The organism is Streptomyces sp. NPDC006529, from assembly GCF_040611795.1.
GTDB lineage: Bacteria > Actinomycetota > Actinomycetes > Streptomycetales > Streptomycetaceae > Streptomyces.
This window is the reverse complement of the sequence record NZ_JBEXPB010000026.1, coordinates 41,221-66,531: the sequence shown is the minus strand read 5'-3', so window position 1 is coordinate 66,531 and position 25,311 is coordinate 41,221. Positions and strand designations below refer to the sequence as shown.

General features: G+C 74.1%; 24 protein-coding genes. 6 read left to right on the top strand and 18 right to left on the bottom strand.

Annotated elements, in window-relative coordinates:
- Nucleotides 1-13: 13 nt before the first annotated feature.
- Nucleotides 14-202, top strand: a complete 189-nt coding sequence (locus ABZY31_RS19330) for a DUF1918 domain-containing protein (RefSeq protein ID WP_356411934.1) — start codon at nt 14-16, stop codon at nt 200-202.
- On the opposite strand, the gene ABZY31_RS19325 is transcribed toward ABZY31_RS19330, so the two are convergent.
- Nucleotides 203-1,468 (bottom strand): family 10 glycosylhydrolase, encoded by a 1,266-nt coding sequence (locus ABZY31_RS19325; RefSeq protein WP_356411931.1) that lies wholly within the window; start codon nt 1,466-1,468, stop codon nt 203-205.
- 154 nt (nt 1,469-1,622) lie between these two features.
- Between ABZY31_RS19325 and ABZY31_RS19320 the strand changes: the two genes are divergently transcribed.
- Entirely contained in the window at nt 1,623-2,525 is a 903-nt protein-coding gene (locus ABZY31_RS19320) for a 3-hydroxybutyryl-CoA dehydrogenase (RefSeq protein ID WP_356411928.1), read from the top strand.
- Nucleotides 2,526-2,545: 20 nt separating this feature from the next.
- On the opposite strand, the gene ABZY31_RS19315 is transcribed toward ABZY31_RS19320, so the two are convergent.
- The 10 genes from ABZY31_RS19315 to infC form a co-directional block, all read right to left on the bottom strand.
- Complete coding sequence (locus tag ABZY31_RS19315) at nt 2,546-3,076, bottom strand: NUDIX hydrolase (RefSeq protein ID WP_356411925.1); 531 nt, start codon at nt 3,074-3,076, stop codon at nt 2,546-2,548.
- Between the two features lie 53 nt (nt 3,077-3,129).
- Nucleotides 3,130-4,488, bottom strand: a complete 1,359-nt coding sequence (locus ABZY31_RS19310) for a transcriptional regulator (protein ID WP_356411922.1) — start codon at nt 4,486-4,488, stop codon at nt 3,130-3,132.
- Between the two features lie 267 nt (nt 4,489-4,755).
- Nucleotides 4,756-5,808: a PP2C family protein-serine/threonine phosphatase gene (locus ABZY31_RS19305; RefSeq protein WP_356411920.1), complete on the bottom strand. Its 1,053-nt coding sequence runs from the start codon at nt 5,806-5,808 to the stop codon at nt 4,756-4,758.
- Between the two features lie 138 nt (nt 5,809-5,946).
- A complete protein-coding gene (pheT, locus tag ABZY31_RS19300; protein ID WP_356411918.1) occupies nt 5,947-8,475 on the bottom strand; it encodes a phenylalanine--tRNA ligase subunit beta in 2,529 nt (842 codons plus the stop codon).
- Nucleotides 8,475-9,602, bottom strand: coding sequence for a phenylalanine--tRNA ligase subunit alpha (pheS, locus tag ABZY31_RS19295; RefSeq protein ID WP_356411915.1), 1,128 nt, complete (start codon nt 9,600-9,602; stop codon nt 8,475-8,477). Before pheS ends, pheT begins: the two co-directional genes overlap by 1 nt.
- Nucleotides 9,603-9,754: 152 nt before the next feature.
- Nucleotides 9,755-10,876 (bottom strand): ATP-binding protein, encoded by a 1,122-nt coding sequence (locus tag ABZY31_RS19290; protein WP_356411913.1) that lies wholly within the window; start codon nt 10,874-10,876, stop codon nt 9,755-9,757.
- A gap of 57 nt (nt 10,877-10,933) precedes the next feature.
- Nucleotides 10,934-11,797, bottom strand: coding sequence for an RNA methyltransferase (locus ABZY31_RS19285; RefSeq protein WP_356411910.1), 864 nt, complete (start codon nt 11,795-11,797; stop codon nt 10,934-10,936).
- Between the two features lie 172 nt (nt 11,798-11,969).
- The gene (rplT, locus tag ABZY31_RS19280) at nt 11,970-12,356 is read right to left on the bottom strand and encodes a 50S ribosomal protein L20 (RefSeq protein WP_330329547.1); all 387 of its coding nucleotides are present in this window, start codon (nt 12,354-12,356) and stop codon (nt 11,970-11,972) included.
- A 103-nt stretch (nt 12,357-12,459) separates the two neighbouring features.
- Entirely contained in the window at nt 12,460-12,654 is a 195-nt protein-coding gene (gene rpmI, locus ABZY31_RS19275; RefSeq protein ID WP_030387121.1) for a 50S ribosomal protein L35, read from the bottom strand.
- Between the two features lie 103 nt (nt 12,655-12,757).
- The gene (gene infC / locus ABZY31_RS19270; RefSeq protein ID WP_356411907.1) at nt 12,758-13,498 is read right to left on the bottom strand and encodes a translation initiation factor IF-3; all 741 of its coding nucleotides are present in this window, start codon (nt 13,496-13,498) and stop codon (nt 12,758-12,760) included.
- A 416-nt stretch (nt 13,499-13,914) separates the two neighbouring features.
- Between infC and ABZY31_RS19265 the strand changes: the two genes are divergently transcribed.
- Complete coding sequence (locus ABZY31_RS19265; protein WP_356411904.1) at nt 13,915-14,292, top strand: DUF1844 domain-containing protein; 378 nt, start codon at nt 13,915-13,917, stop codon at nt 14,290-14,292.
- Nucleotides 14,293-14,398: 106 nt separating this feature from the next.
- On the opposite strand, the gene ABZY31_RS19260 is transcribed toward ABZY31_RS19265, so the two are convergent.
- The 3 genes from ABZY31_RS19260 to ABZY31_RS19250 are packed head-to-tail and all read right to left on the bottom strand — an operon-like array spanning nt 14,399 to nt 17,187.
- Entirely contained in the window at nt 14,399-15,139 is a 741-nt protein-coding gene (locus ABZY31_RS19260) for an SseB family protein (protein WP_356411901.1), read from the bottom strand.
- Nucleotides 15,140-15,151: 12 nt separating this feature from the next.
- Nucleotides 15,152-16,351 carry a type VII secretion-associated serine protease mycosin gene (mycP, locus tag ABZY31_RS19255; RefSeq protein WP_356411898.1) on the bottom strand — a complete coding sequence of 400 codons (1,200 nt, stop codon included), beginning with the start codon at nt 16,349-16,351 and terminating at the stop codon, nt 15,152-15,154.
- Nucleotides 16,348-17,187 carry a hypothetical protein gene (locus ABZY31_RS19250; protein WP_356411895.1) on the bottom strand — a complete coding sequence of 280 codons (840 nt, stop codon included), beginning with the start codon at nt 17,185-17,187 and terminating at the stop codon, nt 16,348-16,350. The genes mycP and ABZY31_RS19250 overlap by 4 nt, the downstream gene beginning before the upstream one ends.
- Nucleotides 17,188-17,647: 460 nt before the next feature.
- On the opposite strand from ABZY31_RS19250, the gene ABZY31_RS19245 reads away from it, so the two are divergent.
- Nucleotides 17,648-18,850: an amino acid deaminase/aldolase gene (locus ABZY31_RS19245; protein ID WP_356411892.1), complete on the top strand. Its 1,203-nt coding sequence runs from the start codon at nt 17,648-17,650 to the stop codon at nt 18,848-18,850.
- A gap of 32 nt (nt 18,851-18,882) precedes the next feature.
- Here the strand turns inward: ABZY31_RS19245 and ABZY31_RS19240 are convergent, their stop codons facing one another.
- Nucleotides 18,883-20,187, bottom strand: a complete 1,305-nt coding sequence (locus ABZY31_RS19240) for a haloacid dehalogenase-like hydrolase (RefSeq protein ID WP_356411889.1) — start codon at nt 20,185-20,187, stop codon at nt 18,883-18,885.
- A 324-nt stretch (nt 20,188-20,511) separates the two neighbouring features.
- Here ABZY31_RS19240 and thpR point away from each other — a divergent pair, with 324 nt between their 5' ends.
- Complete coding sequence (gene thpR, locus ABZY31_RS19235) at nt 20,512-21,057, top strand: RNA 2',3'-cyclic phosphodiesterase (RefSeq protein WP_356411886.1); 546 nt, start codon at nt 20,512-20,514, stop codon at nt 21,055-21,057.
- A gap of 173 nt (nt 21,058-21,230) precedes the next feature.
- On the opposite strand, the gene ABZY31_RS19230 is transcribed toward thpR, so the two are convergent.
- Both ABZY31_RS19230 and ABZY31_RS19225 read right to left on the bottom strand, forming a co-directional pair.
- On the bottom strand, nt 21,231-22,220 hold the full coding sequence (locus tag ABZY31_RS19230) for an aldo/keto reductase (protein ID WP_356411883.1): 990 nt from the start codon (nt 22,218-22,220) through the stop codon (nt 21,231-21,233).
- Nucleotides 22,221-22,324: 104 nt separating this feature from the next.
- Nucleotides 22,325-23,017: a GDSL-type esterase/lipase family protein gene (locus ABZY31_RS19225; protein ID WP_356411880.1), complete on the bottom strand. Its 693-nt coding sequence runs from the start codon at nt 23,015-23,017 to the stop codon at nt 22,325-22,327.
- An 83-nt stretch (nt 23,018-23,100) separates the two neighbouring features.
- On the opposite strand from ABZY31_RS19225, the gene ABZY31_RS19220 reads away from it, so the two are divergent.
- On the top strand, nt 23,101-24,168 hold the full coding sequence (locus ABZY31_RS19220; RefSeq protein ID WP_356411877.1) for a WD40 repeat domain-containing protein: 1,068 nt from the start codon (nt 23,101-23,103) through the stop codon (nt 24,166-24,168).
- 473 nt (nt 24,169-24,641) lie between these two features.
- Here the strand turns inward: ABZY31_RS19220 and ABZY31_RS19215 are convergent, their stop codons facing one another.
- Nucleotides 24,642-25,229 carry a TetR/AcrR family transcriptional regulator gene (locus tag ABZY31_RS19215; RefSeq protein ID WP_356411874.1) on the bottom strand — a complete coding sequence of 196 codons (588 nt, stop codon included), beginning with the start codon at nt 25,227-25,229 and terminating at the stop codon, nt 24,642-24,644.
- Nucleotides 25,230-25,311: the final 82 nt, after the last annotated feature.

The window sequence follows — 25,311 nt, the reverse complement described above, 5'->3', positions numbered from 1 at the left end:
CGAGGAGGTCAGCATGCACGCGACCGAGGGTGACCAGCTGGTGCAGCACGGCAGGATCGTCGGCCAGAACGACAAGGTCGGCGAGATCCTCCAGGTCCTGGGGGACAACGGGACCCCGCCCTACCGGGTCCGCTTCCAGGACGGCCACGAGGCGCTGATGGCCCCCGGGCCCGACTGCGTCGTACGGCACCCCGCCGAGTAGTCAGCGCGGCGGCACCCGCGTCGGATAGTGATCGGCCACCACCCGTGCCATCGCCCCGTTCGGGTCCGCGACCACCTGCTTCGCGGAGAAGTAGACGTGGCCGCGGACCTCCGGGTAGCGGGCGGCGACACCCAGGTGCCGGGACAGCTCCGCCGGGTCCCGCCAGGCCTCCGTGTCGCTGTCGGGATCGCAGCGGTAGAGCGCCTCGCCGATCAGGAGGTCCACGCCGGCGCCCCGGACGGTCCCCGACCACCAGTCCACGAGCGTCTCGTAGTCGCACTGCGGGTGCCCGATCGGCCAGTAGAGCTGCGGCGCGATGTAGTCGATCCAGCCCTCGCGCACCCACCGGCGGGTGTCGGCGTACAGGTCGTCGTACGTGCTCACGCCCGCCCGCGTCGGCGAGCCGAGCGGGTCGTCCGCCTGATTGCGCCAGACCGCGAAGGGGCTGACCCCGAACCGGACCCCCGGGCGGGCCGCGGCGATGCCCGCGGCCATCTCCCGTACCAGCGTGTCGATGTTGTCGCGCCGCCACTCCGCGCGCGAACCGAAGCCGGAGCCGTGCTCCGCGAAGGCGTCGTCGTCGTCGAAGGACCGGCCGGCCACGGGGTAGGGGTAGAAGTAGTCGTCCCAGTGCACCGCGTCCAGCGGGTAGCGGGTCACCGCGTCGAGCATCGCCCGCTGCACGAAGGCGCGGACCTCGGGCAGCCCGGGGTTGTAATAGAGCTTCCCGCCGTACGGGACCACCCACTCCGGGTGGAGCCGCGCGGGGTGCTCGGGCACCAGCAGGGCCGGGTTCTCGTGGTTGGCCACCCGGTAGGGGTTGAACCAGGCGTGCAGCTCCAGCCCCCGCTCGTGCGCCCGGGCCACGGCCGTGCCCAGCGGGTCCCAGCCCGGGTCCTCGCCCTGCCGCCCGGTCAGCCACTGCGACCAGGGTTCCAGCGCCGAGGGCCACATCGCGTCGGCGGTCGGCCGGACCTGGAGCACCACCGCGTTCAGCCGCCGCTCGACCGCGGTGTCGAGCAGGGCGACCAGCTCCGCCTCCTGCTCCCGCGCGTCCAGCCCCGCCGCCGAGGGCCAGTCGATGTTCTCCACGGAGGCCACCCACATCCCGCGGAAGGCGGGCGCGGTCCCGGACGCGCCCGCCCGCGCCGCGATGCCGGGCCGCGTCCGCGGACCCGCGCTCGCCCCCGCGGGAGTGACCGCCGCCGTCGCCGCCAGCACCCCCAGGCCCGCCGCCAGCAGTGCCCTCCGGCCGATGTGCGCCATGTGTCCGCTCCGTTCCGCACAGTGATATTGACCTCGGTGCGCCCAGCATGCCCGCCCCGGGCCGTCATCAGGCCGGAGGTCGGGAGTAACGTCGGGGGGCGTGGCGGGCGCCGGAATGCAGTGACCACTGTCAACGACGGGGGACCCGCGATGGATGAGCAGCGAAAGGCACGATGTGACGGACCTCCCTACCCTCCCGACCGACATCGCACGGGTCGGCGTAGTGGGCTGTGGCCAGATGGGCGCGGGCATCGCCGAGGTGTGCGCCCGCAGCGGTCTTGAGGTGAAGGTCGCCGAGACCACCGGCGAGGCCCTGGAGATCGGCCGTACCCGGCTGCACAACTCCCTGACGAAGGCCGCCGAACGCGGCAAGATCACGGAGGAGGAGCGGGACGCCACCCTGGCCCGCCTCAGCTTCACCACGGACCTCGGCGAGTTCGCCGACCGTGACCTGGTCATCGAGGCCGTCGTCGAGAACGAGCAGGTCAAGACCGAGATCTTCCAGGTGCTCGACCAGGTGGTGACCCGCCCGGACGCGATCCTCGCCTCGAACACCTCCTCCATTCCGCTGGTGAAGCTGGCCGTCGCCACCTCCCGGCCGGACCAGGTCATCGGCATCCACTTCTTCAACCCGGCCCCGGTGCAGCAGCTCGTCGAGCTGATCCCGGCGCTGACCACGGGTGACGAGACGGTCAAGCGGGCCGAGGCCCTGGTCCGGGACGTGCTCGGCAAGCACGCGATCCGCGCCCAGGACCGCTCGGGCTTCGTGGTCAACGCGCTGCTGATCCCGTACCTGCTGTCCGCGATCCGGATGTTCGAGTCGGGCATCGCGAGCCGCGAGGACATCGACAACGGCATGGAGCTGGGCTGCGCCCACCCGATGGGCCCGCTGAAGCTGGCCGACCTCATCGGCCTGGACACCGTGGCCTCGGTGGCCGACTCGATGTACTACGAGTTCAAGGAGCCGCTGTACGCCGCTCCCCCGCTGCTCCAGCGCATGGTGGACGCGGGCCGCCTGGGCCGCAAGACGGGCTCGGGCTTCTACCCGTACGGCTGACCCTGCCGGTCAGCCTCGGTTCAGCCCAGCCGCAGGTGGTGCAGCAGCAGGAGCCCGGCCGCCATGTTGGCGGCCGGGACCTCGCCGCGCGCGATCATGTCCGGCACCCGCGTGAGCGGTACCCACGCGCGGTGCGAGGACTCGAAGTCGTCCTCGGGATGGCCGGTGTACGTCGCCCCCTCCGCCCAGTAGAGGTGGTGGCGGGCGTCGGTCAGGCCGTTGGAGGGCTCCACCGTCATCAGGTGGTGGAGGGGGCCCGGACGCCAGCCCGACTCCTCCTCCATCTCCCGGGCCGCCGCGTCGGCGATGTCCTCGCCGTCCTCGACGACCCCGGCGGGCAGTTCCCAGCCCCAGCTGTCGGTGATGAAGCGGTGGCGCCACAGCAGCAGCACCTCATCGGCCTCGTTGACCGCCGTGGCGACGGCGACCGGGCGCAGCCGGATCACGAAGTGGTCCAGGTGCCGGCCGTCGGGGAGTTCGACGTCCGCGAGGTTCACATCGAACCAGCGGTTCTTGTACACAGTCTGCTCACTCAGGTTCATCCACTGCACGGTTGTGCCACCTTTCGTATCTGTAGGTGGCAACATGGCAGCAGTTCGGCGCGTCACAGCGGAACGCGCAGCGCCCCGTCGATGAGGTGCGCGGTCTCCTCGGCCCCCGAACATCCGCTGGTCAGCAGCTGTTCACGGACCGAGCGCAGCCGGTCGCGCAGGCGCAGCGACTCCATCCCCTGGGCGCGTTCGGCCATTTCGGCCGCGGCGGCCACCGCCCGGTCCGCCTCCCCCTGGCGCAGCTGGATCTCGCACAGCATCGCCAGCCGGTGCACCCGGCCCCGGTCGTGCGCCGGGGTCCCGACGGCGGCCGTCGCCTGCTCGTGCGCGGCGTCCAGTTCGCCGAGACCGAGCAGCGCCTCGGCCACCTGCACGTTGACCAGGCCGGGTTGTACGTACCCGGTCTCGGCCGGTTCGCTGCCGGGCCGGATCCGCTCGGCCGCCGCCTCGGCGTGCCGGATGCCGGTCAGGGCCGCGGCGCCGTCGCCGAGTTGGGCGTAGGCCTTGGCCTGCATGGCGTACAGGTCGGCCGCCAGCGCCGGGGTGGTGTGCCGCCCCGCGGCCCGCAGCGCCGCCTCCGCGAAGGCGACGGCCTGGCGGAACTCCCGCAGGTGCAGGGACTGGTTGACGAGCAGCGCGATCACATAGGCACCGAGGCCCCGGTCCCCGCTGGCCTTCGCGAGCCGCAGGGCCTGGTGGAAGTAGCGCTGGGCGAGCCCGTGGGCGTCCGAGTCGTACGCGCAGATCCCGGCCACGGCGACCAGCGACCCCGTGGCGCGGTAGAGGCCGCGGCCGAGCGCGTCGGGGTAGCTCCCGCGCAGCAGGGGCGCGGTCTCGCTGCCCAGGAAGCGGACGATGCGGTCCCGGGTGGCCACGCCGCCCGCCCGCCGGTACATCAGCTCGTAGTGCGCGCGGGCGGCCCGCAGCATCTCGATGTGCTCCGGGCCGACGGGGTCCGGACCCGTGCGGGAGACGTCGGCGTCCTCGGGCGGGTTCTCCCACTCCCAGACCGGGATGACGGCCGGGGTGCCGCACACCGCCCCGGCGGTCAGCAGGTGCGGGCGGGCCTGGCCGTCCGCGCGCCACAGGGCGGTGGCCCGGTCGACGAACCCGCCCAGCGGGGACCCGGCCGCGGCGTCGGGACCGGTGAGGGCGGCGGGCGAGCCGGGCAGGCCGAGCCCGATGTCGTCGAGCGAGAGGGGCCGCCGCAGCCGGCTGCCGAGCACCTCGCAGAGCAGGTCGGGCACTTGGCCGCGGGGGCGCTGGCCCTTGAGCCAGCGGGCGACGGCGGTGTGTTCGTACCGCAGGGCCAGGCCGCGGCTGCGGCCGGCCTGGTTGACGTGTGCGGCGAATCCGGCGTGGGACATGCCCGCCTCGGCGAGGAGGGCATCGAGCAGTGCGTTGGGCTGCATGGGCCGCTCCAAGGGCTCGTCGCTGTCAGGTTAATGGGTGCTCGCTTCACACGGGGTGTGAACCGGATGCGCGCATAAATGCGCCGCGCACCCTGCCGCGAGGGGGCGCGGGAGCGGTTCACTGAAGAGCCTCGCCAAGAGGTAGCCCGGGTCGTCGGCTCCCCCTCGAACAGTGCGACGACCCGTACTAGCGCCGCCCGTTCTGCTGTCTGCCCGACACTCCATGGCAGACGGGCGGCGCGACCCCACCACCGCCGCCGCCCCGGCTCAGGCCCGGCCGAACCGGTCGTTGCGGAGCACGAGCAGGGCGACGTCGTCCACGAGCCGCCCGCCGGTGTGCCGGAGCAGGGCCGCGTGCACGCCCGCGACCAGCCGCGCGGGCGTGAGCGCGGCGGCGGCGGCCGCCTCGGTGACGGCGCCGGCGAGCGGGAAGAACCGGCCCGCCCGGTCACGCGCGTCGGCGACCCCGTCGGTGTGCAGGAACAGCGCCTCCCCCGGAGCGAGCCGCCCGCACCCCCGCGCGACCAGCCCCCGGGGCAACGGCACCACCCCGAGCGGCGGCAGCGTCTCACCCCCGAGCACCTCCAACCCCACCCGCGGCACACACGCCAGCCCCGCGACCCCCGAGCCGAATTCCAGCCCCGCCGGCGTTCGAGGCGCGGGGTCCGGGGCGGAGCCCCGGGAAACGGCGCCGCACCGCTCGGCCACCGGCACCGGCACGGCCACCGGCAGCCACCGCAGCACGTACGGCCACGGATGCCCGCAGTTCAGGGCGATCAGACTGCCGTCCGGCGCGATCTGCAGGACCAACACCGTGACGAACTCCTCCGGCTCCCCCCGCACGTACCGCGCCAGCCCCCGCTCCATCCGCCGCAGCACCCCGCCCAGCGTCGCCTCGTCATAGGCCGCCTCCCGGAAGGAGCCGAGGACCGCCGCGGCCACCCCGAGCGCTCCCGGCCCGTGCCCCCGCGCGTCGCCGATGACCACCCGCACCCCGAACGGCGTCGGCAGCGCCTCGTAGAGGTCCCCGCCCACCGACAGCTGGGCCGCGGCCAGCGCCAGCCCCTCCATCCGGGCCGGGAGCGGCCGCAGCACGGCCCGTTGCACCGCGCCCGTGGTCTCCTGGCTGCGCCGCAGCTCCGCGAGCAGCCGCTTGCGGATGTGCAGCGCGCACCCGGTGGCCAGCAGCAGGAAGGCCGCGCAGGTGGCCAGGCTCGGCCCGAGCGGCCCGGGGGAGGACAGCTCCCAGGACACCGCGGCGCCGCCCCAGGCAAGGACGCACGCCCGGCGCACGTGGGGCTTGTCCTCGTGCGTGATCATCCGTTGGGCCTCCCCTCGGCCGCAACGATTGTGTCCACCCACCGGGGCGCGGGACACGGGTCGCCGGGGTTCTCACCCGAATGAGTGAGGGGCGCCGCGGGTGACCCCGGGCGCCCCTCACAGACCTGCCACCTGGTGCTACGCGCCGCGCAGCACCGCTCCCGTGCGCTCGGCGGCCAGCGCCACCGCCGCGTCGCGGGCGGCCGTGGACTCCTCGGCCGTCAGCGTGCGGTCCGCCGCGCGGAAGCGCAGCGCGTAGGCGAGGGACTTCTTCCCCTCGCCGACCTGCTCGCCGGTGAAGACGTCGAACAGCCGCAGCGATTCGAGGAGTTCACCGGCGCCCGCGCGCAGCGCGCTCTCGACCTCGGCGGCCGGGACGGCGCCGTCGACGATCAGCGCCACGTCCTGGGTCGCCACCGGGAAGGTGGAGATCCGGGGCGCCTGGAGGGCCTCGGTCCCGGCCGCCGCGAGGCGGTCGAGGTCGATCTCCATCGCGCTGGTACGGGCGGGCAGACCCAGCGCCTTGACGACGCGCGGGTGCAGCTCACCGGCGTGGCCGACGACCTGCTCCGCCCCGTCGAGGGTGACGACGAGCTCGGCGCAGCGGCCCGGGTGCCAGGGACCGTAGCGGCCCTGGCGCACGACCAGCTCGGCACCGGCCTCGTCGGCCAGCGAGCGGGCGGCCTGGACGGCGTCCGCCCAGTCGGCCGGGCGGCCCTTGCCCCACCAGCCGGCCTGCTCGCGGGCCCCGGCCAGCACGACCGCGGCGTACCGCGGCTGCTCGGGCAGGGCCGCGTTCAGGGTCGCGATCTCCTCGGCCGTCGGACGGCGGTCGACGGGCAGCCGCACCGCGACGCCGGCCTGCGGACCGGCCCGGAAGACCGAGCCCGTCTCGAAGAGCGCGAGGTCGTGGCTGCCGCGGCTGTCGTTGCGGCGCAGCGCGTTCAGCAGCCCCGGCAGCAGCGTGCTGCGCAGGGCCGGCTCCTCGTCGGAGATCGGGTTGACGAGGGTGACCACCCGGCGGGCCGCGTCGTCCGCGGGCAGCTGGAGCTGGTCGAAGACCTGGGCCCCGAGGAACGGGTAGTTCAGCGCCTCGACGTACCCGGCGCCGGCCAGGGTGCGGCCGAACCGGCGGTGCAGCCGCTGCCGGGCGGTGAGTCCGCGGCCCGACGGGGGCTGCGGCAGCGTGGAGGGCAGGTTCGCGTAGCCCTCCAGCCGGATGACCTCTTCGGCGAGGTCGTTGGGCTCGGCGAGGTCGGGGCGCCACGAGGGCACGGTGACGACGAGCTCGTCCTGGCCGTAGACGTCGCAGCCCACCTCCTGGAGGCGGCGCACGACGGTCTCGCGGCCGTAGTCCACGCCCGCGACCCGGTCCGGGTGGTCCGCGCGCATCGCGATGCTGCGCGGCGCCGAGGGGGCGGACAGCTCGGTCACGCCCGCTTCGGCGGTACCGCCCGCGAGCAGCACGAGCAGGTCGACGGTGCGCTGCGCGGCGGCGGCCGCGGCCTGCGGGTCGACCCCGCGCTCGAAGCGCTTGGACGCCTCGGAGGCGAGCTTGTGGCGGCGGGCGGTGCGCGAGATCGACAGCGCGTCGAAGTGCGCCGCCTCGATGACCACGTCGGTGGTGCCCGTGACCCGGAGGGTCTCGGGGTCCGTGACGGAGTCGGCGATCTCGGTGTTGGCGCCGCCCATGACACCGGCGAGCCCGATGGGCCCGCTGTTGTCGGTGATCACCAGGTCCTCGGCGTCCAGCGTGCGCTTGACGCCGTCGAGGGTGGTGAAGGTCTCGCCCTGCTCCGCGCGGCGGACGCCGATCGGACCGTCCACGCGGGAGCGGTCGTAGGCGTGCAGCGGCTGGCCGAGTTCGAGCATCACGTAGTTGGTGACGTCGACCGCGAGCGAGATCGGCCGCATGCCGGCCTTCTGCAGGCGGCGGGTGAGCCAGATCGGCGAGCGGGCCTCGGGGTCGAGGCCGACGACCGTGCGGGCGGTGAAGCGGTCGCAGCCCTGCGGGTCGGCGATCTGCACCGGGTAGCCGTAGGAGTTGGGGCCGGGGACGTCGAGCAGCGCCGGGTCGCGCAGCGGCAGCCCGTAGGCCGTCGCCGTCTCCCGGGCCACGCCTCGCATCGAGAGGCAGTAGCCGCGGTCCGGGGTGACGGCGATGTCGAGGACCTCGTCGACCAGCTCCAGGAGCTTGATCGCGTCGGTGCCGACCTCGTGCTCCGGCGGCAGCACGATGATGCCGTGCGTGCCGTCGTCGCCCATGCCCAGCTCGTCGCCGGAGCAGATCATGCCGTGGGAGGTGCGGCCGTACGTCTTGCGCGAGGCGATCGCGAAGTCACCGGGGAGCACCGCGCCGGGGAGCACCACGACGACCTTGTCGCCGACGGCGAAGTTCCGCGCGCCGCAGACGATCTCCTGGGGCTCGCCGGTGCCGTTGGCCTGGCCGACGTCGACCGTGCAGAAGCGGATCGGCTTGCGGAAGCCCTCCAGCTCCTCGATCGTCAGCACCTTGCCGACGACCAGGGGGCCCTGGAGGCCGGCGCCGAGCTGCTCGACGCGCTCGACTTCGAGTCCGGCGTCGACGAGCCGCGCCTGTACGTCGCGACCGGTCTCGCCCGCGGGCAGGTCGACGTACTCCCGCAGCCAAGAAAGCGGGACCCGCATCAGATCTCCATCCCGAACGGCCGGGTGAAACGAACGTCACCCTCGACCATGTCTCGCATGTCTTCGACGTTGTGGCGGAACATCAGCATCCGTTCGATGCCGAACCCGAAGGCGAATCCGCTGTACTTCTCGGGGTCGACCCCGCAGGCGACGAGCACCTTCGGGTTGACCATGCCGCAGCCGCCCAGCTCGATCCAGCCCTCGCTGGAGCAGGTGCGGCAGGGGCGGTCGGGGTTGCCCACCGATGCGCCGCGGCACACGTAGCACTGCATGTCCATCTCGGCGGACGGCTCGGTGAACGGGAAGTAGTTCGGGCGCAGCCGGGTGGTCATGTCCGGCCCGAAGAGCGCCTGGACCATGTGGTCCAGGGTGCCCTTGAGGTCGGCCATGGTCAGGCCCTCGTCCACGGCGAGCAGCTCGACCTGGTGGAAGACCGGGGTGTGCGTCGCGTCCAGCTCGTCAGTGCGGAAGACCCGGCCGGGGCAGACGACGTAGACGGGCGGGGTGCGCTCCAGCAGCGTGCGCGCCTGCACCGGGGAGGTGTGGGTGCGCAGGACGACACCGGACTCGTCGTCGACGGTGCCCTCGGGCCCCTGGACGAAGAAGGTGTCCTGCATCTGGCGCGCGGGGTGGTCGGGGGTGAAGTTGAGGGCGTCGAAGTTGAACCACTCCGCCTCCACCTCGGGGCCCTCGGCCACCTCGTAGCCCATGGCGACGAAGATGTCCGCGATGCGGTCCATCAGCGTGGTCAGGGGGTGGCGGGCGCCGGCCGGGACGCGGTCGTAGGGCAGCGTGACGTCCACGGCCTCCTCGACCAGGACGCGCTCGTCGCGCTCCGCCTCCAGCTCGACCGTGCGCGCGCCGAAGGCCTTGTTCACGGCGCCGCGGGCCTGGCCGACGCGCTTGCCGGCCTCTGCCTTCGCCTGCGGTGGCAGGGCGCCGATCTCGCGGTTGGCGAGCGCCAGGGGCGAGCGGTCGCCCATGTGCGCGGTCTTCGCCTCCCGCAGCGCGTCGAGGTCGCCGGCGGACGCGAAGGCGGCGAGCGCCTCGTCCCGCATGCGCTCGATCTCATCCGGTTTCAGTGCCTCGACCTCAACAGGGTCGTACGACTTGTTCGGTGCCGACATCTCTTCCCGTACTTCCGATGGCTGGCTGGTGGTCCCCCGCGCGACGCGCAGGACGCGCTCGGCACTAGGACACGAAGGTGCCAAAGGACGAGTCTAAAGGTCGCCGGGGGTGGAGGGAGCCCGTGGGCCGTCCGGTGAGACGCTCCGCAGGGTCACTGCGTGAGGTACGCCGGCGCGGCGACGGGCAGGGTGAACCGGAACTCGGCGCCGCCGCCGGGGCCGCGCCCGACCGTGATGGTGCCGCCGTGGGCTTCGACGATGCCCTTGACGATGTACAGGCCCAGACCGGTGCCGCCGCGCTTGCTGCCCCGCCAGAAGCGGGTGAAGACGCGGCGCATGGAGTCCTCGGGGATGCCGGGGCCTTCGTCGGTCACGGTGACGGCCGTACCCATCTCGTTGTCGTTCTTGGTCGCGGTGGCACCGGCAGGGGCGGGTGCCACCTCGATGGTGACCGTTCCCTCACCGTGGCGCACCGCATTTTCCAGAAGATTGCCGAGGATCTGATCGATCTTGTCCGGGTCGGCCCACAGCGCGGGCAGCGGGCTGGCGACCCGCACGACGAACCGGTCCGGGGCCTGGCCGTTCGCGGTGAGCGCCTGGACGTGCCGCGCCACGGCGGTGGCGATGTCCACGGGCTGGCGGCGCACCTCCAGCCGGCCGGAGTCGATCCGGGAGATGTCGAGCAGCTCGGCGATCAGCCGGGTGACCCGGTTGGCGTCGGCGTCGACGGTCTCCAGCATCAGCCGCTTCTGGTCGTCGGTGAACCGCTCCCACTTCGCCAGCAGGGTCGCGGTGAAGCCCTTGACGGAGGTGAGCGGGGAGCGCAGCTCGTGCGCGACGGTGGCGATCAGCTCGGCATGGCTGCGTTCGGTGCGGCGCCGGGCCTCGGTGCCGCGCAGGCACACCACGAGGCGGCTGAGCGGGCCGGTGGGGTGCGTACGGACGTAACGCGCCGAGACGAGGACCTCGCGGCCCCCCGGCAGCAGCAGGTTGCGCTCGGGCTGGCCGCGCCGGGTGGCGAGGCCGCCGTACGGATCGGTCAGCGCCCACCAGCGGCGGCCTTCGAGGTCCTCCAGCGGCAGCGCCTGCTCGATCCGGTCCCCGAGGGCCTTGCGGGGGTCGACGGCGGTGATCCGGGCGGCGGCCCGGTTGAAGCAGACGACCCGGCCCGCGTGGTCCGCGACGACGAGCCCGTCGGGCAGGTCGTCGGGGTCCATTGCGAAGCCCGCGCCGAGCAGGTCGCCCGGCCCGGCACTGTCCGTACCGACGGTCATGTCCCCGTACCCCACATCTCCGGTCGGCACAGTGGGCGCCCCCGGGCCGCCACATTACTAGCTGGGGGTCACGGAGCGGCACCCTCCGGACGCCCGCTGTGCACGCGCGGAGGCGTAGAGGCACACGGCGGCGGCCGTGGCGAGGTTCAGGCTCTCGGCCTTGCCGTGGATCGGCACGCGCACGACGGCGTCCGCCAGGGCCCGGGTCTCCTCCGGCAGTCCCCAGGCCTCGTTGCCGAACACCCACGCCGAGGGGCCGCCCATGGTGCCGGCGTCCAGCTCGGCGTCGAGGTCGTCCTCCCCCGCGCCGTCGGCGGCCAGGATCCGCACGCCCGCGGCGCGCAGTCCCGCCACGGCCTGCTCGACGGGGACGCCCACGGCGACCGGCAGGTGGAAGAGGGAGCCGACGGAGGCCCGTACGGACTTGGGGTTGTACAGGTCCACGGAGGCGTCGGTCAGGATCACCGCGTCCGCTCCAGCGGCGTCGGCGCAGCGCAGCACGGTGCCCGCGTTCCCGGGGTCGCGGACGTGCGCGAGGACGGCGACCAGCCGGGGGCCGGCCGCCAGGACCGACTCGAAGGAGGTGTCGAGGAAGTGGCAGACGCCGACCAGGCCCTGCGGGGTGACCGTCTGGGAGACCTCGGCGAGGACCTCGTCGGAGGCGTAGTGCACGCGCGCCCCGGCGGCCTCGGCCGCCTCGACGATGTCGGCGTAGCGCTCGGCGGCCTCGACGGTCGCGAACAGTTCGATCAGGGTCGCGCCCGCCTCGCCGCGGTGCTCGGCGGCCTCGCGGACGGCCTGCGGGCCCTCGGCGATGAACCGTCGCTCCTTGGTGCGGAAGTTCCGGCGCGCGAGCCGTCGGGCGGCGGCCACCCGGGGGGATCGCGGGGAGATCAGCTCGGCGGGGACGGGGGTGCCCATGGCGGTCGGCTCGCTTCCGTACGTACTGCGGGTCGCAACAGGGGGTTGGACAGGACGACCGGGTAGGCCGGTCGGCCGGTCAAACGCACCGGACCCGCAGGCACGAGGCCTGCGGGTCCGGGCTGTGGCCGGTGAGGGCCGGTGAGCCGGTGGGCTCGGAAGGACGGACTGCTTAGGCAGCGGCCTTCGGGGCGTTGACGTCGGCCGGAAGCGCCTTCTGGGCGACCTCGACCAGCGCGGCGAACGCGTTGGCGTCGTTGACGGCCAGCTCGGCGAGGATCTTGCGGTCCACCTCGATGTTGGCGGCGTTCAGACCCTGGATGAGGCGGTTGTACGTCATGCCGTTCTGGCGGGCCGCAGCGTTGATGCGCTGGATCCACAGCCGACGGAAGTCGCCCTTGCGCTTCTTGCGGTCGTTGAAGTTGTAGACCAGGGAGTGGGTGACCTGCTCCTTGGCCTTGCGGTACAGGCGCGAGCGCTGACCGCGGTAACCCTTGGCGGCCTCGAGGATCGCCCGACGCTTCTTGTGCGCGTTTACTGCCCGCTTGACGCGTGCCACTGTGTACTCCTTGTAGCGGGGCCGTGGATGTCTTCACACGGCCCGAATTCGATGGGGTCCCGGTCCTGACGTCCCGCTCCCGCAGACGGGGAGCGGAGGGACGTCACTTGCCGAGAAGCTTCTTGATCTTCGCGGCGTCGCCGGGGGCCATCTCCGCGGTGCCGGTCAGGCGGCGGGTGACACGGGACGACTTGTGCTCGAGCAGGTGGCGCTTGCCGGCGCGCTCACGGAGCACCTTGCCGGAGCCGGTGATCTTGAAGCGCTTCTTGGAACCGCTGTGCGTCTTGTTCTTCGGCATAGCGCCGTTATCTCCTCGTCGGTGGCGCTCCCACCGGTCCGGAGAACCAGGCTGGCGGGAGCGTCAATTGTGTCGGTTGAATCCGGAGCGGAATGCTCCGGACTCAGGCCTCGGCAGGGGCCTCGGTGGAGGCGGCCTCGGCCGGAGCGTCCTCCGCGGCGGGGGCCTCGTCGGCGACGGCCTCGTCGACTCCGGCCTCGTCCGCGAGGAACTCGTCCTCGGAACCCTCGTCCGTGGCGGAAACACCCTGGCGCTCGGCCTTGCGGGCGGCCTGCGCCTCACGGGCCTCGGCCATCGCCTCGGTCTTCTTCTTGTGCGGACCGAGAACCATGATCATGTTTCGGCCGTCCTGCTTCGGGTTCGACTCGATGAACCCGAGGTCCTCGACGTCCGAAGCCAGACGCTGCAGCAGTCGGTAGCCCAGTTCCGGGCGGGACTGCTCACGACCACGGAACATGATCGTGATCTTGACCTTGTCGCCCTGCTTGAGGAACCGGACGACGTGACCCTTCTTGGTGTCATAGTCGTGCGGGTCGATCTTCGGCCGGAGCTTCATCTCCTTGATGACCGTGTGCGCCTGGTTCTTGCGCGCCTCACGGGCCTTCATGGCCGACTCGTACTTGAACTTGCCGTAGTCCATGAGCTTGCAGACCGGCGGCCTGGCGGACGCCGCTACCTCGACCAGGTCGAGGTCGTACTCCTGCGCGAGCTCGAGCGCCTTCGCGAGCGGCACGATGCCGACCTGCTCGCCGCTCGGACCGACAAGTCGTACCTCGGGAACGCGAATCCGGTCGTTGATGCGGGGCTCGGTGCTGATGGATCCTCCTCGGTTGCACCACCACACGGCCGCCTGGCAGACAGCCGCGTTACGTCTCTGACGTGAGACCAACCGATCCGGAACACAAAAAATGCCCCGGGACGGGACACAGGCGGGGCTCCATGGGAATACCGGAGCACCACCGCATCACAACATCGCGGGGCGCAGCATCAGGCGGCCTTCCATCGTCCGTACGGAACGATGGATACTGCCTTGACCGGTGACCTGCCGTCCCGGAGGACGACTAGGTGGGAGAACGGAGCCTCCACTTGTGGGCCGGACGCATGCGCATCCAGCCGGTCTGGTGACCCCAATATAGCAAGGGGTCTTCCCGGACGCTAACCAGGCCGCGGACCGGCCGGCCCCGGGGGCCGGAAGGGCGGTCCGGGGAGACGGACGGGGCCCGGTCCGCACCCCCCGCGGCCCCGGCTTATCGTGAGGACATGACTGACGCGACGCCCCCCGAGACCACCGCAGCCGACCAGGCTCCCGACTACGACGCCATGACCCGCGACATCGCGGACGTGCCCGCGGTCGAGGTGATCACCACGGTGGCCGTGCACCTGCTGAGCGCCGCCGCGGTCAACCTGGGCCTGGACAAGCCGGACTCCGAGCACAAGGACCTCGACGAGGCCCGCAAGCTGATCACCGCCCTGGCCGGGCTGGTCACGGCCAGCGCCACCGAGATCAGCTCCTTCCACGCGGCCCCGCTGCGCGACGGCCTGAAGTCGCTCCAGCTGGCCTTCCGCGAGGCCTCGCTGGTCCCGGACGAGCCGGGCCAGGGGCCGGGCGAGAAGTTCACGGGGCCGGTCTTCGGCTGATCCGGCCGCTCGACCCGCCCGCCGACGGTCCCGGCCGGTCCCCGCACACCGCGGGGACCGGCCGGGACCTTCTGCTGCGGCCGCCGTACCGCCGCGGTGGCCACTCTCAGCCGCGGACGAAGAGGGGCGCTCCGGGAGCGGGCGCGTCCGCGGGCAGCAGGGCCAGGTCCAGCCCGCGCACCAGCCGGGCGCGCAGGGTCTCGTCGGCCGCCAGCGCCTCGGCGAGGGCCCGGGCGCTGCGCCCCGGGTCCGCGCCGTCGGCGAGCACCACGGCCAGGGTGCCGTCGGCGTCGGCACCGGCGGGGCCGAGGTAGGACCGCAGGACGTCCCCGGTCGCGGCCACGACCGCCCGTACGGCCCCGGTGACGGCCGGATCGGCGAGCGGGTCCGCCTCCGTGCGGCCCTCGGCCGCGGCGAGCAGGGCCGAACCGGTCAGCTGGTAGGGCACCGGGCCCGCCAGGTCGAGCACGAGCGTGTCGGCCTTCTCGTGGGCGAGCGCCGCCAGCGCCTGGTGCAGCGGGACGGCCACGGGCCGGGCCGCCGGGTCCCACAGGGCCAGCGAGGCGGTGGAGGTGAAGGCGGGCAGCGCCCGCCGGTTCCCCGCCTTGAGCGTGGGGACGGCCATGTCGCTGGACTTCTCGCGCTTCAGGCCCGTCTGCGGGTCGGTCTCGCTCTCGCCGAGCACGGCGACGACCGGGACGAGCAGCCGGGCTCCCGCCAGCGCCGCGAGGACCCTCGGCTCCTGGGTTCTGTCCTCGGCCCACGCGGCGAGGGCCGCGCTCAGCCGGGGATCGGCGGAGCCGTCGTCGTCGGAGAAACCGGGGTCTGGGATGTTCTTCTGGGCCACAGTTACCCGACCCTATATCGCGGTACGGGACGCGTCCGCCGGGCGGCGCCGCCGCAGCAGTACGCCCGCCAGCGCGAGCAGGGCCGCCCCGGCGCCCGCCGCGACCGGGGCCGCGTACCGGGTGCGGCGCGCGGGGGGACGTACCGGCTCGGGCCCGGGACCGAAGTAGCGGCCCGCGGCCGGGACCGGGGCCGGGAGGACGGGGTCCGCCTTCAGCCCGTCGGCGGCCTGGAGGGCGGCGACCGGGTCGGCCAGGCCGTGCCCGCGCGCGTCGTCGCGGCCGCCGCGCGGGGCGTCGGAGGCGGTGTCCGCCAGCAGCCGCTTGATCTGCGCCGGGGAGAGTTCCGGGTGGGCGGAGCGGACGAGCGCCACGACGCCGGAGACGGAGGCCGCGGCCGCGCTGGTGCCCCAGCCCTCGTAGTAGCCGCGGTCCGGGTCGGCGATGACGATGTCGACGCCGGGGGCGCTGACGGTGGCGTACCAGTTGCGGGTGGAGAAGGGGGCCTTGGCGCCCTTGCGGTCCACGGCGGTGACGGCGATCACGCCGGGATAGGCGGCCGGGTAGGAGACGTGGTCGCCCTGCTCGCCGCCGTTGCCCGCCGAGGCGACCACGACCACGTCCTTGGCCAGGGCGTACTGCACGGCCTCGTCCTCGGCGGCCTCGTGGTGGGCCGACTGGCTGTCGTCGCCCAGGGACAGGTTGATCACGTCGGCCCCGTGGTCGGCGGCCCAGCGGATGCCCTCGGCGAGGGCGCCGCCCTTGCTCTCGCGGGCTTTGGCCCGGCCCGGGTCACCCTCTTCCAGGATCACCCGGACCGGCAGGATCCGCGCCTGCGGCGCGACGCCGAGGACGCCCTGGCGGCGGTCGGTGCCGTGGCCGTGCCCGGCGATCACCCCGGCCATGGCGGTGCCGTGGCGGGCCCAGGCCCGGTCGCCGCGGGAGGCGCCCATGCCGATCAGGTCGGCGCCGTCCAGGACCTGACCGTCCAGGTCGGGGTGGGTGGAGTCGACGCCGGTGTCCAGGACCGCGACGGTGACCCCGGCGCCCTGGGTGGTGCCCCACGCCTCTTCCGCGCGCAGCGCGGTCAGGTTCCACTGACGGTCGCGGATGGCGTCCGCGGCGGCGGGCGGGGCGGCCAGGGCCGCGCAGGCGAGGGCGAGGACGGCGCAGAGCGCGGCGGAGCGGGGCCCGGTCCCGGGCGGGCGGATCATCGGGAGGGCTCCGGCTTCTCCGTGGGGTGCGGGGAGGTGTGCGGCGAGGCGGGCACGGGCGGGGCGGCGAGGGCGCGCAGGGCGCGCTCGATCCGGTCGGCCACGCCCTTGGCCTCGTAGCCGAGGCCGGCCCGGGCGACGGCGCTGGTGTCGTCCTTCTTCACCGCTTCCTCGGCCGGGCGCGGCGCGGGCACCGAGCGGCCGTCCGCGAAGGCGGAGACGGTGTAGACGAGTACGGGCGCCTCGGGCAGGACGGACACCGTCCAGGCGCCGCGCCGGTCCTCGGCGAACCCGTAGCCGGGCGGCGCCGGCAGCCGGCCGCGCAGCGCGGCCATCGCGGGCGCGTCGGCGGGGGTGAACACCATCCCGACGGAGACGAGGGCGCTGCGGGTGGCGTCGGTGTAGGTGGCGCGCAGGACGCGGGTGCAGCCGGTGGGCGCGAGCAGCGCCCGCCAGTCGGCGGGCAGGGCGGCGGCGCACCCGGCGTCGGGGGCGAGGGCGACCCTCGTCCAGGTCCGGTCGGACCCGCCGGGTCCGGCGCCGCGGCCGTCGAGGGTCGGCGGGAAGAGGGTGTCGACGGGGGTCTCCCGCCAGAGCGACGCCGCGGTGCGGTAGGCGGCGGCGGGGGTCACGGGCCGCTGCCGCTCCCGGTGTTCGGCCCACGCCCCGGCGGCGGCCCCCGCGATCAGCACGGCCCCGGCCGCGGCCGCCAGCCCGGCCAGGACCCGCCTCGCCCGCCCGTGCGGTCGGGGGTCGGCCGGGTGCGCGGGATCCTGCGGCTCCCCGGACCCCTCAGGTACCGCGTGCGGGGCGGTGTGTCGGTCAGACATGGTCATCCGGCGGCTCCGCCCCCGTTCCCTACCGTGCCGTCCCTGCGGTTGCCTGCCCGTACTCTACGACCCCCCGCCCCGCCCCCACCCCCGCAGCCCCGACGGGCACCACCACCTCCGGCCCCGCCAGGCACACCCAGCCCCACCGGGGCTGCACCCGCCGCCATTTCCAGCCCCGCCGGCGTTTGAGGCGCCCCCGGAGGGCCCACACCGCGCCAGCCGGGCACGCACAGGCCCACCCCGGGGCCCACCGGGCACATCCAGCCCCGCCGGCGTTTGAGGCGCCCCCGGAGGGCCCACACCGCGGCAGCCGGGCACGCGCAGGCCCACCCCGAGCCCCGTCGGCACTTGAGTCGGTCACGGCCGCTGGCACCGCGGCCACGGTGGCCCGCCCCCCGCCGCACGGCCCACCGCAGGACCCCGCCGAGCCCTACCCACCGGTAGACCGGCATGGCAAGCTGCGCCCATGACTTCCCCCGCCGCCGACCGGGCCCGCTACGACCGGGCCACCGCCCACCTCGACGCGCCGCTGGCCCTCGTGGACCTCGATGCGTTCGACGCCAACGCCGACGACCTCGTGCGCCGGGCCGGCGGGAAGCCGATCCGGGTGGCGAGCAAGTCCGTCCGCTGCCGGACGCTGCTCGAACGGGTCCTGGCGCGGCCCGGTTTCGCCGGGATCATGTCGTACACCCTCGCGGAGTCGCTCTGGCTGGCCAGGTCCGGTTTCGAGGACGTGCTCCTCGCCTACCCCTCCGCCGACCGCGCCGGTTTCGCCGAACTCGCCGCCGACCCCAAGCTCGCCGCCACCGTCACCGTCATGGTGGACGACCCGGCTCAGCTGGAGCTGATCGAGCACGCCCGCGGCGGCGGCACCGAGGAGATCCGGGTCTGCCTCGAACTGGACACCGCGCTGCACCTGTTCGGCGGTCGGGTGCGGGTCGGCGCCCGTCGCTCCCCGCTGCGCGAACCGGAGCAGCTCGCGGCGCTGGCCCGCGCCGTCGCCGCGCGCCCCGGATTCCGGGTGGTGGGGCTGATGGGGTACGAGGGCCATGTGGCCGGCGTGGGCGACTCCCTGACGGGCCGTCCGCTGCGCTCGCGGGCGATCCGGCTGATGCAGGCCACGGCCCGCAAGGAGCTGGCGGCCCGGCGCGCGGAGGCGGTACGGGCGGTGCGCGCGGTCGTCGGCGAGCTGGAGTTCGTCAACGGCGGCGGCACGGGCAGCGTGCAGCAGACGGCCGCCGAGGCCGCGGTCACGGAGATCGCCGCCGGGTCGGGTCTCTACGTACCGCGGCTCTTCGACAACTACACGTCCTTCCGCGGGCGTCCGGCGGCCCTCTTCGCGCAGCCGGTGGTCCGCCGGCCGGGCGTCGGAGTGATCACCGTGCTGGGCGGCGGCTATCCGGCATCGGGCGCGGCGGGCGCCGACCGGCTGCCGCAGCCGTACCTGCCGCAGGGGCTGCGCTACGACGCCCAGGAGGGCGCCGGCGAGGTGCAGACCCCGCTGCTCGGGTCGCCCGCGGACGACCTGCGGATCGGTGACCGGGTGTGGTTCCGGCACGCGAAGGCCGGGGAACTGTGCGAGCGGTTCGAGGAGCTGCACCTCGTCCAGGGCGACCGGGTGACGGCCACCGCCCCGACGTACCGGGGCGAGGGCCGCACCTTCCTCTGACCGCCGACGGCTGACCGAGGGACGGCCGAGGGCTAGAAGACGGAGTCCGCCTGGTCCGGGATGACCGTGCCGTCGGCGCGCAGTACCGGGCCGGGCGTTCCGTCGCGCCCGGTGTAGCCGGTGGTGGCGCACGGGTAGGGGGCGGGCTTCTGCTTCTTCGGCTCGATGAACATCGGGTTGACGATCCAGCGGCCGTCGGCGTCGTCGTAGGCCCGGCACATCAGCTCGTTCTTGTTGCGGTTCAGGACCAGCCGCAGGGCGGTCGCGTCGCGCAGGAACGAGACGTCGGTGTCGGAGTCGCCAGCGGCGAACACCTGGCGGCGGCCGGGCGGTTGGATCCGTTCGGCGGCCGCGCCGCGCACGCCGAAGACCTCCTGGTTGATCCAGCAGCGCTTGCCGTCGACGTACGTGATCATCGTGTCGGCGCCGTCGCGCACCGATCCGCAGCCCCGCAGGTGCGCGGTGAAGGTGCCGTCGTGCGCGGTCGTGTTGCGGATGCCGATGACGTGGTCGGCGGCCACGCCGACGCCCTCGGCCCAGACCTCGACGACCGGCTGGGGCGAGGCCGAGCTGATCCAGACGTCGAACCCGGCTTTCCGCAGGGCGTCGATCAGGTCCTTCTGCTGGTCGTAGTAGCGCACCCAGGCGGTGGCGTCCGCGCTGCCCACCCGCTGCGTGGCGCCGACGGGCGCGGCGAGGTTCTCCGCGCGCGCGGCGGCGGCGAAGGCGCGGACCTGGCGGGCGGTGTAGCCCCGGGTCAGCTGGGCCAGCCAGGCGTAGGCGGGCTCGGTGGTGCGGTGGTCCCAGCCCGCGAAGGCGGGGGCGCCGGACCGGGTGGCCGAGGTCCCGTAGACGGCGTTGATCTCGTCGGCGCAGCGGATCCCGGCGGGGTCGCCGTCGCCGGTGGGCAGCGGGGCGCCGGGGCGGGCGAGCGGGCCGCAGGCGCCGGCGAGGGCCGTGGCGGCGGCCGGGGTGAGGTAGCGGCTGGTGGTGGACCAGTCTCCGTGGTCGGGCTGGCGGATCCTGCCGTTGCGCAGCAGCCAGAACAGGGTGGCGTCGCCGACGTCGTTCCTGACGACGGTGTTGTCCCAGTCGAAGACGGCGACGGGCTTGTCGTGGCCGGAGCGGTACGGGCCGCACCGCCCGTACCGGTCGATCAGCCGCTGGAGGCGGGCCCGGTTGTCGCCGTACCAGCCGGCGCCGACCTCGGGGGTGGCGCAGGGGGCGCCGGGGCGGGCCGCCCGGGCGGCGGGGGCGGCGGCCACGAGGGCGCCCGCCGTGATCGCGACGGCGGCGCCGAGGGCCTGGAACCGTCGTGCGGTGCTGGGCTGGGTCACGGGGGTGAACGCTCCTGGTTCTTGAGCGGATCGTCGCGGACGGGGAGCACGGCAGCCGGGCGTCGCGCGACGCCGGGCGGGCTGGATTTGCCCCCCGCCACCCCAGCCCCGCCGGCGTTTGAGGCGCCGCCGGAGGCCGCACCCGGCGCAGCCTCGCGCGCGTGCCGGTGCGTACCCGGGCTACGGCCCGGCCCGGCCTCCGGCGGGCCCTCAAACGCCGGGCAGGTTGGATTTGCTCCGCCCGCACTTGAGCTGGGCGCACCCACGCCAGGCCTCTCGGGGGACGTCGGGCCGCCCCGCCGCAGGGGCCGTTAGGGTCGGGGGATGAGACTCTTCGCCGCCGTGCTGCCGCCCGCCGGGGCTGTCGCGGAGCTGCGCGCGGCGGTCCGGGCGCTGCCCGCGGCGCCCGAGCTGCGGTGGACCGCCGAGGCCGGCTGGCACTACACCCTCGCCTTCATGGGGGAGGTCGGGGAAGACCTCCTCCCCGCCCTGCACGCCCGCCTCGCCCGGGCCGCCGCCCAAAGCGCACCCTTCACGCTCCGCATCCACGGCTCGGGCCACTTCGGCGGCCGCGCCCTCTGGGCCGGCGCGGCCGGCGGCCTCGACGCGCTGCGGATGCTCGCCGAGGGCGCCGACGCCGCCGCCCGGCAGGCCGGCGTACCGATGGAGCAGCACCACCGCTACACCCCGCACCTGACCCTGGCCCGCGGGAGCGGGGAGGGCGACCTGCGCCCGTACACCGAGGCCCTCGCGGGCTTCGAGGGCACGCCGTGGCCGGTCGAGCAGCTGAGCCTGGTGCGCAGCAGCCCGGTCCGGGCGGCCGACGGGTCCCGCTACGACGTCGTCGGGGCCTGGCCGCTCGGCGGCTGACCCCGACGCGTTAGTCTCAACAGGTGGATCCCAAGACCCGTAACCGTGTGATGGCCGGTGTGCTCGTGCTGATGTTCGTCGTCGTGGCGGTGGCCGCCGCCGTCGGACAGTAGGCGCGGGCGTGGGCCCGGGCGCCGGCAAGGCGCCCGGACACTACCCGGCGAAGGCCCGCGCTACCAGGCGAAGGCCTCCGGCGAGGCGCCCGGCCCCGGGAAGATCTCGTCGAGCCCGTCCAGCACCTCCCGCGACAGCTCCAGCTCGACCGCGCGCAGCGCGGAGGCGAGCTGCTCCGGCGTACGCGGCCCCACGATCGGACCGGTGATCCCGGGCCGGGTCAGCAGCCACGCGAGGGCCACCTCGCCCGGTTCCAGGCCGTGCTTGCCGAGCAGGTCCTCGTACGCCTGGACCTGCGCCCGCACCGAGCTGTTGGACAGGGCCTCCGCCGAGCGGCCGGTCGCGGTGCGGCCGGACTCCGCGGACTTGCGGATGGCGCCGCCGAGCAGCCCGCCGTGCAGCGGCGACCACGGGATGACCCCGAGCCCGTACGCCTCGGCGGCCGGGATGACCTCCATCTCGGCGCGCCGTTCGGCCAGGTTGTAGAGGCACTGCTCGCTGACCAGGCCGAGCCGCCCGCGCCGCGCGGCCGCCTCGTTGGCCTGGGCGATCTTCCAGCCGGGGAAGTTGGACGAGCCCGCGTAGAGGATCTTGCCCTGCTGGATCAGGACCTCGACGGCCTGCCAGATCTCCTCGAAAGGAGTCTTCCGGTCGACGTGGTGGAACTGGTAGACGTCGATGTGGTCGGTGTTCAGGCGCTTCAGGCTGGCGTCGACGGCCCGCCGGATGTTGAGCGCCGAGAGCCGGTCGTAGTTGGGCCACGGGTCGCCCTCGGCAGCCATGCTGCCGTAGACCTTGGTGGCGAGAACGGTCTTCTCGCGGCGGCCGCCGCCCTGCGCGAACCAGGTGCCGATGATCTCTTCGGTGCGGCCCTTGTTCTCGCCCCAGCCGTAGACGTTGGCGGTGTCGAAGTAGTTGATGCCCGCGTCGAGCGCGGAATCCATGATCGCGTGACTTTCCGGCTCCCCGGTCTGGGGGCCGAAGTTCATGGTGCCGAGGACAAGTCGGCTGACCTTGAGGCCGGTGCGTCCGAGCTGCGTGTACTTCATGGGGCACTAGCCAACTGCTTGGAGCGCACTCGAAGCAAGACCCCCCGGTGAAGGGCGTGTTACGCCACCCCCGTACGGAGCTACGGAGCTACGGACCTACGGAATCACGGGCCCGGGAGCGGCGCGTACGGGGCGCCGATGCCCCAGGCCTGGTGCAGGACGGCCGCGAACTCGCCCGCGAGGCGGTGCTCGCCGGAGACGCTGGGGTGGGTGCCGTCATAGGTGTCGCGGGCCAGTTCGTAGCCCTGCGGCCGGGCGGCCAGCAGCAGCGGCGAGGCGTCGGTGGACAGGTCGGCGACGGCCTTGGCGAGCAGCTCGTTGAAGCGGCTCACCTCGGCGGCGAAGGGAACGTCGACGTCGGCGCGGACGTTGGGGATGACGGGGAGCAGCACCATGCGTATCCGGGGGCGGGCGGCGCGGGCCTCGGCGACGAAGCGGCGGACGTTCGCGGCGGTCTGCTCGGCGTTCGTGTAGAAGCCGAGGTCGATCAGGCCGAGGGAGACCAGGAGCACGTCCGGCCGGTGCGCGCGGGCGGCGTCGCCGATGAGCGGGACCATGTGCTGCCAGCCCTCGCCCCAGCCGGCCAGGTGGCGGCGGGCGGCGGCGGGGAAGCCGGGGTCGGCGTAGGCGTGGCTGGCCGGTGCGTCGGCCGAGGCGTCGTAGAGCCCGCTGCGCGGACCGACGATCTCGTGGGGGCCGCCGCAGCGGGTGCTGAGGTGCTGCCACATCCGGTAGCGCCAGGTGAAGTCGCCGGCGCGTCCGATGGTCATGGAATCGCCGACGAACATGAAACGCATCCGGTCATCATCGCGGATCACCGTCGCGCTGCCCACGTGATGCCGGACACGCGCCGGCCGGGGCGGCCTGGCAGGCTGGGGGGATGCGCCCGCCCCTGCCTGCCGCCTCCGCCTCCGCCTCCGCCGTCGCTGCCGTTGCCGTCACCGCTGTCGGGATCCTGTCGCTGCTGCCGGGGGCCGCCGCGGCAGCAGCCGGTTCGCCCGCGCCCGGGCCGGGGGCCTCGTCCTTCACGATCGCGGATCCGCGGATCAAGGAGTCCAGCGGGCTGGCGGCCAGCAAGATCCACCCGGGGGTCTACTGGACGCACAACGACAGTGACGACGGGCCGTACGTGTACGCCGTCGACTCCGCCACCGGCCGTACGGTCGCCCGCGTCACGATGGCGGGCGTCGGCGCCCCGCGCGACGTCGAGGCGATCTCGCTCGGCCCGGACGGGCAGCTGTACGTCGGGGACATCGGCGACAACCTGGGCGGCACCTGGGACCACGTGTGGATCTACCGCTTCCCCGAGCCGGCCCAGTTGGGCGACGTAACGGTCAAGCCGGTTCAGTTCACGGTGCGTTACGCGGACGGGCCGCGCAACGCCGAGGCCCTGATGGTGCATCCGGTGACCGGGCGGGTGTACATCGCGAGCAAGAGCGAGGACAAGGGCGGGCTGTACGAGGGGCCCCAGCAGCTGTCGGCGTCGGGGAGCAACGAGTTCCGGCGGGTGGCGGACGTGCCGTGGGTGACGGACGGGGCCTTCTCGCCGGACGGGGCGAGCCTGACGCTGCGGGGGTACTTCTTCGCGCGGACCTTCCCCTGGAAGGACGGCAAGCCGCAGGGGGAGGGCGTGCGGGTGGACGCGCCGTGGCAGGGGCAGGCGGAGTCGGTGACGTACGCGCCGGACGGCAGGACGCTGATGTTCGGCTCGGAGGGGGCGAGCAGTCGGGTGGTGGCGGTGCCGGGGCCGGGGCCGGGGCCGGGGCCGGGTGCGTCGTCGCCCGGGCCGGGCGGCGGGCCGTCGGCTCCGGCCGGTGGCGCGGGGCCCTCGGCGGCGCCGGGCGGGACCGACGGCGGCAACGTCACGGTGGGCGCGGCGGTCCTGCTCGGCGCGGCCGCGCTCGCCGTGACCACCCGCCGCCTGACCCGCCGGGGGCGGCGGGACTGAGGGGGCGGTGCCCCCGAGCCAGGGGGTGAATCGGCCGGGGCGCGGCCCCCGCCCAGCACCGCGCCTCAAACGCCGGCGGGGCTGGATGTGCCCTGGGCCACCGGCGAGTGTGACCGCCGGTGGCCGGAGCCAGCGGGACGGATCGGCCGGCCGCAGCCCCGACCCGGTGCCGCGCCTCAAACGCCGGCGAGGCTGAAAATGCCCCGAGCCCCGGCGGGTAAGACCACCACCGGCCCACCGTGGCCATACCCAGCCCCGCCGGCGATTGAGGCGCGGGCGCTGGGGCGGGGGCCAGTTCCGGACGATCCATCCCCCTGGCTCCGGCCACCACCGGGCCACCACCGGCCATACCCAGCCCCGCCGGCGATTGAGGCGCGGTGCGGGGCCAAGGGCCGGGGCCCAGCCGGTTCGCCCCCGGCGCGGAAACTTGAGCCCCGCCGGCGATTGAGGCGGCGGGGGGGGCGGCGGCCCCGTCAGGGGGTCCGGGGCGGCGGCGCGGAGGCGGAGGCGGCCAGGCGCCGCATGCCTTCCGTCAGGTCCGCCGCCGTCGCGGCGGTCGCCGGATCGAACTTCCACTGCAGCATCACCCCCGTCAGCAACGCCTGGTACACCGCCCCCAGCGTGCGGAGGTCGTCCGCGCTCAGGTCCTCCTCCGGGATGCCCGTGAACAGGGAGATCAGCCCGCGCCGCCCCTCGCTCTCCGAGGACGCCAGCATGTCCCCCAGTTCCGGCATCTGGTCCCGGTTGAGCGCGACCTCCATGCTGGCCGCCCACATGGGCGCGGACCGCTGCTGCTGGGAGAGGATCCCCTCCCACACCGAGCGGAAGCGTTCCAGCGAGCCGCCCTCCCCCGTCACGTCCGGGCTGAAGGCATCGCCCCATTCCTCCGCGAGCGCGATGAACGCCTGGGCGAGGAGGGCGTCCTTGGAGCCGTAGTGGTAGCCGATGGAGGCCAGATTGGCGCCGGACGCATTGACGATGTCCCGCGCCGTCGTGCGCCCGAAACCCTTCTCGACCAGGCACTTCTTGGCGCCTTCGAGCAGATCTTCACGATGTCCCATGCCGCCCACTTTAGCAAGACAAGCGTCATATACAGCTGTGCCATACGCACGTACTAGACAATCGTTTATGACGCTTGTACAT